Origin of the sequence: Luteimonas suaedae, from assembly GCF_008312895.1 — a bacterium.
Lineage (GTDB): Bacteria > Pseudomonadota > Gammaproteobacteria > Xanthomonadales > Xanthomonadaceae > Luteimonas > Luteimonas suaedae.
In genome coordinates, this window is the sequence record NZ_VSSP01000004.1 from 25,127 (window position 1) to 37,229 (window position 12,103).

At 68.2% G+C, this 12,103-nt stretch carries 8 protein-coding genes; 5 read left to right on the top strand and 3 right to left on the bottom strand.

Translation table 11 applies throughout. From position 1 onward, the window contains the following. Positions 1-13 precede the first annotated feature (13 nt). The 3 genes from FXO19_RS07855 (at position 14) to FXO19_RS07865 (ending at position 4,175) form a co-directional block, all read left to right on the top strand. The gene (locus FXO19_RS07855; RefSeq protein ID WP_223115454.1) at positions 14-832 is read left to right on the top strand and encodes an AraC family transcriptional regulator; all 819 of its coding nucleotides are present in this window, start codon (positions 14-16) and stop codon (positions 830-832) included. A gap of 437 nt (positions 833-1,269) precedes the next feature. Further along, complete coding sequence (locus FXO19_RS07860) at positions 1,270-1,806, top strand: hypothetical protein (RefSeq protein ID WP_149194536.1); 537 nt, start codon at positions 1,270-1,272, stop codon at positions 1,804-1,806. A 74-nt stretch (positions 1,807-1,880) separates the two neighbouring features. Then, positions 1,881-4,175, top strand: coding sequence for a hypothetical protein (locus FXO19_RS07865; RefSeq protein WP_149194537.1), 2,295 nt, complete (start codon positions 1,881-1,883; stop codon positions 4,173-4,175). 94 nt (positions 4,176-4,269) lie between these two features. On the opposite strand, the gene FXO19_RS07870 is transcribed toward FXO19_RS07865, so the two are convergent. From FXO19_RS07870 to FXO19_RS07880, 3 genes are read right to left on the bottom strand one after another with little or no spacing between them, the layout of a single operon-like run. Beyond that, positions 4,270-5,544, bottom strand: coding sequence for a DUF3526 domain-containing protein (locus tag FXO19_RS07870; RefSeq protein WP_149194538.1), 1,275 nt, complete (start codon positions 5,542-5,544; stop codon positions 4,270-4,272). Continuing rightward, positions 5,541-6,980, bottom strand: a complete 1,440-nt coding sequence (locus FXO19_RS07875) for an ABC transporter permease (protein ID WP_149194539.1) — start codon at positions 6,978-6,980, stop codon at positions 5,541-5,543. The genes FXO19_RS07870 and FXO19_RS07875 overlap by 4 nt, the downstream gene beginning before the upstream one ends. After that, positions 6,977-7,705: an ABC transporter ATP-binding protein gene (locus FXO19_RS07880; RefSeq protein WP_149194540.1), complete on the bottom strand. Its 729-nt coding sequence runs from the start codon at positions 7,703-7,705 to the stop codon at positions 6,977-6,979. The genes FXO19_RS07875 and FXO19_RS07880 overlap by 4 nt, the downstream gene beginning before the upstream one ends. 74 nt (positions 7,706-7,779) lie before the next feature. Here FXO19_RS07880 and FXO19_RS07885 point away from each other — a divergent pair, with 74 nt between their 5' ends. After that, positions 7,780-9,825, top strand: a complete 2,046-nt coding sequence (locus tag FXO19_RS07885; RefSeq protein ID WP_149194541.1) for a TonB-dependent receptor — start codon at positions 7,780-7,782, stop codon at positions 9,823-9,825. 340 nt (positions 9,826-10,165) lie between these two features. After that, a complete protein-coding gene (locus tag FXO19_RS07890; protein WP_149194542.1) occupies positions 10,166-12,028 on the top strand; it encodes a hypothetical protein in 1,863 nt (620 codons plus the stop codon). The last annotated feature ends 75 nt before the right edge of the window (positions 12,029-12,103 follow it).

The window sequence follows — 12,103 nt, forward strand, 5'->3', positions numbered from 1 at the left end:
GATCCGGTCCCGCATGATGGCGTTGACACCGGCCTGCGAGGGCACTCTCCGCGCGTTCCCGGCAGACACCATGGCGATGTCCGCGGCGTGTCCCGTGGTCGCGTTCGAAGGCGAGTACGCAGCTGGCTTTGCGGATCCTGCGCTCAGCCATGACCGCTCGCGGCTTTCGTTGAGCTTGTCCGGCGTGATGACGGTCGCGACCGATGGCGCGAACTACGTGCTTCCGCCACATCGTGCCATCTGGATTCCTGCCCGGGAGCGCCACCGGGTGGCATGCCGCGAAGGGGGAAGGTTGCTGACGCTCTACATCGAACCGCATCTCGGCTGGCAACCGGAGCGCTGCCGTGTCTTCGCGGCATCTCCCCTTGTCCGCGCCCTGAGCGAGGAGGTGGCCCTGTTCGGCATGGAGTATCGGAGCGAGGGACGCGAAGGCGCCATTGTCCGCTTGCTGATGGAGGAAATCGGGCGCATGTCGTGCCTCCCGACGCGGATCGAAATCCCGCGCGATGTTCGACTGCGACGAATATGCGAAGCCATTGTTGCCGATCCGGCCGATCCGAGAGGCGTGAAGGAATGGGCAGGAATTGCCGGCATGGGGCGCCGTACCTTCACGCGCCTGTTCCGCAAGCAGACCGGTGCCGGGTTCGCGGCGTGGCGGCGGGAGGTGCGCCTGATCGAGGCGACTTCCCGGCTCATTTCGGGGCAGTCCATCACGTGCATCGCATACGACGTCGGTTACGAAAGCCCCAGCGCATTCAGCAGCATGTTCAAGCGCACGCTCGGGATGACGCCCGCGGAGTACCGGAACCACCGATTGGCGTCCCCCCGGTAAGTGGGGCCAGCCAGAACTGGAGGACTCGGCGACACTCCCTGACATCATTGGCTAAGTTCGTAGCTTGCCAGCCAAGGGAGGAAAGTTGCCAGGGACGAATGGCGCTTACTTGGGCACCGTCATTCCCGCGAAGACGGGAATCCAGGGGCGTTGGCCTTCAGCGGCATGACGTCCATGGATTCCCGCCTTCGCGGGAATGACGAGCGAAAGCAAGACGATGCCGGCTTGGTAAGCGCGCTTGTGGTGCGTTCGGAAAATAAATGGGGTGGCTCAGGTTCACTGTCTGATCTGAAGGTGGGGACTCTTCGATCGAGAAGGGTGATTGCGGCGAGGTCGGAAAAGAGATACATAGCTGCTGGGAAAGGGGCGCCGCCCAAGGTGGCGGTGGTGACCGGCGCACAAGTCGTGTGCCGGATCTTGCAGACAGGGGAAACATGATGAAGAAGTTCGTGGCCGCAGGCGCGGTGGCGGTGTGCGTGTTGTTGTCTGGCTGTGCAGCGACGGTGAAGCGTCCCACTGCCGTGGCCGAGCAGTTGTCGGTTCCGGTCTCGGCGACATCGAACATCTACCTGTTCGTGAAGTCGGAGCAGGGACACGACCGTTCCGAGGACTGGGAACTGTTCCGTGCGGAGTGGCGCACCGCCATGGCGGCGACGGCGTCCGGGGCCGGACGGCGATTCATCTATCTCGACGCGATGCCCAGTACGTTCGACGAGCAGGGAACACTCGCCGTCGTGGACATCAACGACTACCGCTACCTGTCACAAGGGGCACGCTACGGATTCGGGGTGATGACAGGCAATGCCTACGTTGATGCCGACGTCCAGTTCTATGTGGTGCCCGAGACGCGTCTGGTCGGGACGCGGAATTACGCCACTTCATCAACGGCCTGGCAAGGTGTCTTCTCGGCGATGACGAGCAAGCAGGTCGCGGCAATCACCGACAAGATGTTGAAGGCGATCGATTCGCGGTAGAAGTGGGCGGCCGGCCATGCGCATGCACGCGGAAAGCGAGTCAACCTTCGCGTAATCGAGATGGGAAAGCAGGGATGCTGAAGCTGGGCAGGTTCGCGACGTGGGCGGTGGCGGCGGCCGCCGGTCTTGGGGTGCTCGTCAACACGATGCCGTGGCTGGCCTGGCTGCGGGACGGGACCACCATGCCCCCGGGTACCGAGGCGCGTTGGCTGGCGTTTGCGCTGGCACTCGGAGCCGCGCTGGCGGCGCTCCACTGGATACGTGGAATGGAGCGCGCGCGCAATGCGGAAGAACTGCGCGCCGTGCGGGGCGGTCGGTCCTTCGAGGCACAGGGAGGGATCGGCTGGTTCCTGCTGATGACTCCGTTGGCCGCGCTGTTCGCGTTTGGCACCTGGGCCGCCGCGCACAAGGGCGAATGGGACATGGCCCTGGGCGCGTTCGCGCTGCTGGTGCTGATTGTGCTGCTTGGCTGGCAGATCGCGCGCCAGGTGTTGCGCCCCGGCCCGATGCTGCGGATGGACGGCCATGGCATCGACCACGCCCTCTACGGCGTCGTCCCCTGGAGCGAAGTGGTTGGCATGGACCTCCAGGTCATCAGAACGCGCTATTCGACCCTCCACACGCTGATGCTCGGCGTACGTGGCGCACCGCGCTACATGCGGAACGCACCACCGCTCACGCGCTGGTTGAATGCAAGGCGAGCGCGAGGCGCCCATGGCGTGGGCGTGCTTCCGCTTCCGCTCAACCTGCTCGGCAAGGATGCCGAGCTCATTCACCAGGCCGCGCTTGCGTTTCGTGCGCGCATCGACGTGCCCTTTCTGGAGCATTGGGACCCGCGGATGGATGGCCGGGAAGTGGATGCGCTGCTGCGAGCCCGCACACTGGCCGAGCAGTCCGGACGCATCGCCGATGAACTGCGCACGTTGGAAGACCCCGAGTCGCTTGCCGAGCTCCATGTGCGGTGGCAAGCGCATCGCGACCACCAGGTGGCGGCCCTGCCCGAAATCCGGATGGCGCTGGAGAAGGGCGCGCAAAGGATGAAGCGCGATGCACGTGCCGCCTGGGTCCTGCTGGTCGGGATCCTCGTGCTGGTCGCCCTGTCGATCGCGCCGCGCTTGCTGCGGTCGCCGGACGGCACGCATCGTGTGCATGCAGCGGCGCCGGTGGTGCTGTTCAACGCGGCGGCCCGTGGGTACAGTCGCCTCTCTTCCCTGACGGACCAGCCCATGCGGTCATTCGCCGTTGGCAGGCTTGCGCGGCCCATCCTGCCCGCGTTCTTCCTGATCCTTGCCACGGGCTGCACGTTTGCCCCGGGCGCCGAGGCCGGTGCCGGGGAGGGCGCTGCACGCACAGCGGCCGCCGCGGTGCCAGGCGGCGCCCCAAGCGTGGAAGCCACCGGCGGCCCGTCCGCCGGGGACGCGCCGGATCCGGCCAGCGCCCCCGGCGACGGCGGCCTGGCCGCCACCAAACCTTTCGTGTTCGAGAGCGGTGACACGCAGCAGGATCTCCCCGGCGCTTGTCGGCTCGATGGATTCACCATGCCGGAGGGCGCCAGGGTCTATGCGGCGGGCGCGTATTCCGGCGCGCGCGCCGACTTCCAGATCGACCAGAGCGGGCACCAGGCCACGACCATGCAGGTTGCGGTCAACCAGCCGGGCGCGCCGGTGGCCCTGTTGCTCGGCGCGTACGAGCCGACGGTCTGGAACGTGGGATGGACATCGGACACGCACATCGCCGCGGTGATGGTGACCGGTTATCACCGCCAGCGCGTGACCGGCCTGCCCGCCGGGGTGCCGATGCTGGTCAGCACCTACGAGGATCGGGGTCCCTGCGGCTATGCCTACGTCGGGGGCGAAGGCACGCCGAAGCTCAATCCGCTGGCGCGCCAGGTCTTCGGGCGTGCGGTGGACATGGCCTACACCGCGCGCGACGGCCGGGTGCTGGTCGGTGAGCCGCTGGCGGGCGCATCGCTGCTGACGGATGCGGCCGCGGTCGCGCCCGAGGAATTCCGGCTGCGGGACGCGCCGCCGGCCGGCCAGGCCGGGCTCGATGCCGCGGTGCGCGCGGGCGTGCTGCGCCCTGCCACGCAGGCGGATGTCGAGGCATGGGCGGCCGCCAAAACCCGGCATGGCGGTGCCGAGGACGTACCGCCCATCCAGGGCGAGGGCCGGGGGCGCGCGCCAACGGTGCCGTATCGCGCCTACACGGTGCTGAAGGCGTTCCAGATCCCCGCCGGGCTCTACGGCGCACACTCGGCCACGTTCTACGTGGCGCCCGGGGCTCCACCGCCCACGGGCAATCCCGGCCACTCGACGATCCATGACATCGCTACCGGGACGTGCGCCGGGGTGACGTGCCGCATGCGCTAGCGGTGGGCCGAGGCCCACCCTATGGGTCTCGAGGTTTTTCGCGATCCGGGATCTTTGAAACCTCAGGGTCGGGTGGCCCTGTTGCGCTTTGGATTCAGCGGGCCGGTCGCGTCATGTGTTCCGGATCGAACTTCGGCGCGCGCGCGTAATCGTCGCCGGTAAACGGCCTGTCGCGGAACAGATAGCCGTAATAGAAGCGGCGCAGCGCGGCGTGGTAGGCACGGATCCGGTCCTGGTAGGCGAGATGTGCCTGCATGTCGGTGTCCGCCCAGCGTGTCAGCAGGGCCTGCATGCCGACCGGCGGCAGCAGCCAGCCCAGGCGGGCGGCGGCGGCCGAGCGCCGTTCGATGCCGTCGCGATAGGCCGCGGCCATTGCGGCGACGCTCTCGTCGCCGTTCTGGTGAAAGGCCAGGTACCACTTGTAGTGAAACTCGTCGCCCAGCGGCGCCGAGTCGCTCCACTCCGGGTGACGCGCGTAGAAGCGCGCCATCGTGTCCTCGCGCGGGATGTCCCAGGCGCGGTTGACCTGCTCGCGCTGGGCCCGCGCGATCTCGGCGCCCTGGTCGACGCGGATCGTCCGCTCGATCGCCACGTGCGACAGCGTCGGCAGGACGAGGGCGATGGCGACCCACAGCGTGGCCAGCGACGCGGCGTTGGCCGTCGAGGACCAGCCCAGCCTCGCCACCAGCAGTGCCAGCACGATCCAGAACAGCAGATAGGCGGCCACCGCTGCCACGACCGCGGCGACCAGCGACAGGGGGACCTGCTGGTGCAGTGCGAATCCGACGAAAGGAAGCGCCACGCACGCCAGCAGTGCGAGCCCGCGCACGGCGCAGCGCCGCAGGTACAGCCGCGCCATCGAGCCGGGCAGGGAACGCAACATCCGCTCGCGCCCGGACTCGGTTTCGGCGGAGCGCAGGTCATGGACCAGCGCGACCACGAACAGCGGCAGCAGGAAGGTCAGCAGGAACGCATAGTCGAAGCGGCCCGCAAGGGCCAGCTCGGGGTTGAAGGTGTCGCCGTCGTGGATCTGCGCCTCGAGTCCCAGCGCGCGGATGCGCAGGACGTAGGGCGCGACATCACGCATGCCGATCGCGGCGAACGCGAGCGCCGAAGGCGGATTCCAGGTCGGGTGGAACGTGTAGTAGGCGGCGTGGCCGGCATCGGTGGAATCGCCATGTGCGGCGACCACCGCGGCAAGGTCCTGCTGCTGCAGTGGCGCGATGCGTTCGATCGCTTGGCGCTGGCTGTCGATGCGCTGCAGCCCCGACGCCAGACTGGCCACCGCCAGCGCGGCGAGGAGGGCCAGGCCCGCCACCGCCATGCGCGAGCGCAGCAACAGGGCCAGTTCGTAGCGCCATAGGCTCATCGCGCCACCTCCAGCCGGCGCGAGGCGAGCGCCAGCACCGCCAGCGCGGCCAGCAGCCAGCCGAGCAGCACCAGCGCCCCGGGAAGCATTGCCCGGAACAGCGTGGACGCCTGCCGCGGAACGAACGCGAACGGCGGGATTTCCTGCCAGTGCGCGCGGTCCACGCGCTTGCGGCGATCGGCATCGGCGTCGCGGGCGGTGTCGTCGGCGTAGCTGACGCCGTCGGCCTGCAACTGGTTCAGCTGCTGGACCATGCGGTAGCGGTGGGCTTCGGCCTGTTCCAGGAAGCGCAGGTGGGCGGCCAGGTCGGTCTGCGCGGCCGCCATCGACAGCTGGCGCAGCGCGATCGTCGGACTGAGCGCCGCGAACGCCGCGACCAGTGCGTTCTGGTCCTGCTGGATGCGGGCGCTGCGCTCGGCATAGCGGTTGAACAGGTCCGAGGTGAGCCGCTCGCCCTCCACCGCCACCAGGCCCTTGTAGTTCACCGGCAGGTCTTCGATCCGCTCGACGCCATGACGCGCCAGCACGTTGCGCTTGAAATCGGAGAAGTAGGGATCGTCGGGATCATGGCTGTCGCCGATCCGGCGCAGGTCGGCGGCGATGCCCACGTCCGTCTGCAGCCGGTCGGGCAGCGAAAACGCCGCGTACGCCGCATCGGGCGCCAGCCGGGGCACCAGCAGGACGGACAACGACCAGACGGCCACCAGGGCCAGCAGGGCGTCGCGCCGCCTTGGGATCAGCGCGGAGACGCCCGCGATCAGTACGCACCAGACCCCCAGGTACAACGCATACGCCAGCATGAGCGCCAACGCGATGCCCACCGATGCGCCCGGCGCCGCGGCCATGACGGCCAGGCCGAGCACCGCCGGCGACAGGAAGACACCGGCCACCGCCAGCAGCGCGACCAGTTTGCCGGTCACGATGGTTCGGGCCGATGCGCCCTGCAGCATCAGCTGGCGCAGCGTGCCGCGCTCGCGCTCCTGCGCGAGCAGGCCGTGTCCCAGGAACGCCAGGACCAGCGGCGCCAGCACCTGCAGCACGAAGGCCGGGGTCAGCTGGCCGAAGCGCACCAGCACCGAGCTCTGCATCACGTCGCCGAAGTTGGCGGTGTTCTGGCGGTGGCCTTCCAGGAACATGCTGGTCCCGGTAAACGGGTCCACCCCGGCATCGAAGGCGGCCAGCGACGACGGCAGGCGGTAGACGAAATGGCCGTAGTGGACCACCCGGTGCGGGTGGCGGTCGGGTTGGGTATCGAAGGCTTCCTGGGCGGCCGCCTGCTGCCGCGCCCGGTCGTCCTCGGCGCCGCGCATGTGGTGGTAGGACACGAGGGTCGAGACCAGCGCCAGCATCGCCAGCAAGGCGATGCCGGCCAGCGCGGTCCGGTTGCGCAGCATCGCGCGCAGCTCGCTGCGCATCACCGGGCGAACGGCGCTCATGCGGCCCGGGCCCTGCCGGAGAAGTGCGCATGCAGCGCGGACAGGTCGAAGCCGGCGCGATCTTCCTGGTGCGCGATCCGCCCCTGTTCCAGCACGCCGATGCGATCGGCGACGTCGACTGCGCCCATCAGGTCGTGGGTGACCAACAGCACCGATGCCTCGCGTGCACGCACCGACTCCAGCAAGCCGTGGAAGTCGGCGCTGGCGCCCGGATCGAGCCCCGAGGTCGGCTCGTCCAGCAGCAGCAGCGGCACCTCGCGCATCAGGGCAACGGCGATCGCCACCTTCTGCCGCATGCCCTTCGAGAATCCTGCGAGCCGCTGCTTCCATGCCGACTCCTGCAGCCCGGCCGCGCGGAACGCCTCATGGATGGCATCCCGCCGGTAGCTTCGTCCGGTCAGGGACAGCAGGTAATCGGCGTTCTCGAATGCGGACAGGTGCTCGTAGAGCGCCACGTTCTCGGGCAGGTAGGCCAGCTGCGCGCGCGCCCGGGCCGGCTCGCGTGATGGCTCGAGGCCATTGACGAGGACCGTTCCCGCATCGGGCCTGCGGAAGCCGAGCAGGACCGAGAGCGTGGTCGACTTGCCGGTGCCGTTGCCCCCGAGCAGCGCATAGATGCTGCCGGCCTCCACGCGAAGATCCAGGCCGGACAGCACGGGCCTGTCGGCGAACGACACGGAGAGCCCGCGAACATCGATGACGGGTGCGGGAAGGGAAGAAGGCATGGGCGGGCCAAGGTCGTGGGTTGTTTAGCATGTTATAACATTTCAATACTTTCCTCCTGATGTGAACCCTCCCCATGCGAACCCGCTTGCATCTGTCGATGCTGCTTGCCCTTGCCTGTTCCCCTGCGTTGGCACAATCCGGCGACTCCACCATCACGCTCGGCAAGGTGGACGTGCGGGGCACTGCCGCCGGACCGATGCTGGCCAACGACGTGCTCACCTCCGTCGATGTCATGGGCGGGGACCAGGTCGAGGACAAGCACGTCATGAACAGCTGGGAACTGCTGGGACAGATGCCGGGCATCCAGCTCACCGAGACCGGCCAGGGTGCCGAGTCCGGCAAGGCGACGTTCCGGGCATTCAACGGCGAGGGCTACATCAACGGCATCAAGACGCTGATCGACGGCATTCCCAGCAACGTCAACAGCGGCAACCAGCGCTTCATCGACATGGTGTTCCCGCTGGAGATCGACTACATCGAGGTCGTGCGCGGCACCAACGACCCGCGCTACGGGCTCCACAACATCGGCGGCAACATCAATTTCGCCACGCGCCAGGGCGGAACCTACCTGGACGGCCGCTTGACCTACGGCAGTTTCGATACGCGCGAAGCCCAGCTGGCGCTCGGCAGGGAGTCCGGACGCATCGCCCAGAACTACTTCGTGGGCGTGCAGGCATCGGACGGCCATCGCGACCATGCCGGATCCAGCAAGTACACGCTGGCGGGCAAGTGGTTCTACAGCGACGAAGCCGAAACCTTGAAGGCGGGGCTGGTGGCGCGCGCCTATCACCACGAAGCCGACGAGTCGGGATTCCTGACGGCCGGGGAACTGGCCGCGGACAGGAACCAGTCGCCGGAAAAGAACGCCAACGACGGTGACGACCGCGACATGTGGCATCTCGGGGCGCACCTGGACAAGGTGCTCGCCGACGGCCTGAGCGCGAGCACCAAGCTCTACGTCAACCGCTACGAAGACGACAGGAAGGTCACCTTCACCCGCTATCCCGAGGGCAATGCGCCACGCCAGCGTCGCCAGTGGGACGAAAGGCAGACGGGCATGCTGAGCAGCCTCACCTGGGTCGCCACCGAGTCCGTGACCATGGAGGCCGGCGCGAACTTCGAGCGCCAGGACAACGCCTACCGGCGCTACCGCTACGAGTTCGGCGTGCCCACCGACTTCGACGCCGCGCCCGCCCGCGTCCAGAACGACGACCGGTACACATTGGAGAACATCGGCGCTTACGTGCAGGTGGTCTTCAATCCCGTCGAGTCGGTGAAGATCGTTCCGGCTTTGCGGGTCGACAGGTTCTCCGGCAGTACGCATCTTCCCGGCGGCGTCCGGGCCGCCCTGCAGTCATACGGCTGGATCAGGCAGCCCAAGCTGGGCGTGGTCTATGCCGTCACGCCGACCGCCAATCTCTATGCGAACTGGGGCAGGACCTTCCAGGTGCTGACCGGATCCACGGCGCCTGCCTACCTGACCGAAGGCCAGGACGGGTACCGCCCATCGATCAACACGGGCACCGAAGTCGGCGTCAAGCTCAGCCCGGTCGCGGGCACCGAGGCCCGCATCGCCGCCTGGCGGCAGGACGCCACGGACGAGGTGGCCAACATGCCCAGCACCGGAACCACCGTCGGCCTGGGCCAGACCCGCCGGCAAGGGCTGGACATGCAGGTCACCTCGCGCCTGGGCGAACGCTGGACGCTCTGGGCATCGCATGCCATCCAGGAAGCGAAGGTCGTCAGTGCGTTCACGGCGGACGGCGTCTCGCTCGCGGGCAAGGAGGTGTTCTCCACGCCGCGCTACATCAGCACCCTGGGGATCGACTATCGGCCAGGCGAGCGCTGGAAGCTCGGGCTGCAGGGAAGGATGCAGGGCGACTACTACATCGACGAGTTCAACGCGCAAGACCGGTACGGCGGCTTCAAGGTGCTGGACGTGAGCGCGCGCTATCGGCTTTCCGATCGCTTCAGCATCGACCTGCAGGTCAGGAACCTGGCCGATCACGCGTACGAGTACGTCTGGTACGACAATTTCTTCTGGGGCGGCGACGACCAGCCGATGTTCTCCGCGGCGCCCGGGCGTTCTGCTTATGTTTCCTTCGACATGAAGCTGTAGAGAAAAACCTCAGGAAGGTCTGAATAACCGCCGTCATCCCCGCCTTCGCGGGAATGACAATCAAGAGCCGAGTTGTTCAGAGATTCCCTCAGGAAGGCCCCAAGCCTCAGGGTCAGGTTCACCTCCCGATGCGTTGTGAGCCGGGGCGGCAGGATCGGGCAGTGCCTGTCCCCCGCCACCGCGAAGCGGCCGAGCGACCACGCCGGACCGTGCACACCATCACCGGAGGAAAGCTGGGGGAAACCCTAGGTAGTCGCCCGTGGTCGGGCGGCTAACAATGGGCGCGAGCGCGGGCGCATGCCCGCGCGGCAGTCCCCTCCTGCTTCGGAAGCCCCCCGCCATGAGCATCCCGGTCGACCACGTCGCGTCCACGCAGACCTTCGCACCACCCCGGCAGCCGCCGGCCTCCGCGTCCGCCTACCAGGACGGCCGCGCGGCGGGCGAGCAGATCGCGGAGCTGGTCCCCGCCAACATGAAGTACAACTCGACCGAGATCCCGATGCTGGTCGATCACTTTTCCGGCGACCTGGTCGATGCGCTGGAGAAGGCGGGCAATGATCCGGAGTTCGCCGCCGGCTTCGTCGAGGCGCTCGGACCGGAACGCTTCTCGCGCCTGGTGGCGGCGGTCGACCAGATCCCGAACACGCAGGCCTACGGCACCGACCCGCAGGTCACCCAGGACACCACCGAACGGCTGCAGTCGCTGGCCGTGGCGCTTGGCGCTGCCACGCGCAGCCCGCAGGGCGCGATCGATGCCGACTTCGTGCGCGAGATCACCAGGCAGAACGGTTTCGTCACCGACCGCGGGCTCGATCCGGAGCTGGCGGCGATCCTGCTCAACGAGGGCGACTACACGCCGGAAACCGCCGCGGAACTGGGGGCCCATGTGTTCCTGGAAGGCGATCCGCCGCAGATCATGGACCGGCCCGAAGGCAGCCTGCCGGTGCCGGCGCATCGCGAGCCGCTGCTCAAGCCCGCCAGCCACGACGTCGGCTGGGACAACACCGGTGCATGGGCCACCGCCTTGCACGGCATCCTCCGCAACCAGGCTTCTTCCGAGGTGCTCGCCATCCGCGGCGACAATCCCAACGACGCCACAGTGGCCGAACGCCTGCTCGATCCGGGGATCAAGCCCGACAGCCTCACCGTCATCTCGCCCCTGGTCGGCGCCGTGCTCGATACGCCGCGCGCCAACCTCGCCACCGATCCGAACGACCGGGCGGCGATCGCAGCGGTCGAGTCGCTGGTGCTGGCCAGCCATGCCCACAACGGCCGCGTCGGCGAGTGGGCGCAGGAACCGCTCGGCCGGCTCTACATGACCTATCCCGGCGAGATCCTCAACGTCGGCGAGGGCAGCAGCGCCTTCCCCGCGTCCCAGTCTCCGCTCGGTGAGCGCCTGGCGGCGCTGGGCGCCGACTACTCCGGCGCCGGCGCCAACCTGATGACGGCGGCGATGGGCGCCGACGGCACGCCGCCGCTGCGCCTGGACCAGCCGCAGGGCCCGCCGCCGTTCATGGTGCCGGCCGAGCGCTACGACAGCTGGGAACAGGCGATCCACGCCGCCACCGACCATTACCGCGCCCAGGTGCAGGACTACGGCCCGCCGCGCGAGACCGATGTGCAGGGCACGCCCTACATCGACCTGGAAGACCTGGCCGACGAGATCGCCGACATCGACGCCGAACTGGTGCAGGCGCAGTTCGGCGCCAACGCCATCGCCGCCACCGATGTCGACAACGACAACCAGGCCAAGCAGGACGCCGTCAACGTCATCAGCGACTACATCGGCTTCGGCATTGGCCTGGGCACCGGCGGCGCCTCCCGCGCGGCCTTCGCCACCGGGTACAACACCCATGTCGAAGGCGCTCTGCTCGAGGCGCTGTGGCCCACCAACAACGCCTCGCAGGTCTTCGAGAACGAGGTGCCCGGCTTCGCCCGCGAACTGGTCGCGGCGCAGACGGTGCAGATCGTGGAGGCCGCGGCGAGAAGCGGCGCCGTCGAGCTGCCGGACTCGCTGCTCGATTCCAAGACCAACGGGCTGCGCACGCCGACCTCGGACGCGGACGGCGCGCAGTTCGCCCAGGACCTGGCCAGCTTCGTTGCCGGGAACCCGGCCATGCAGCAGGCCGTCGACCAGGCCGCCAGCAATCTGATGGCGCGCGTCAACGCCCTGCGCGCGGGCGACTACCGCGGCGGCGGCTGACGGACAGCCGCCAAGCAGTAGGGGCCCACGCCAGGTTGCCGGCAACCGTCTCGGATACCTGCATGCCGGCGACGC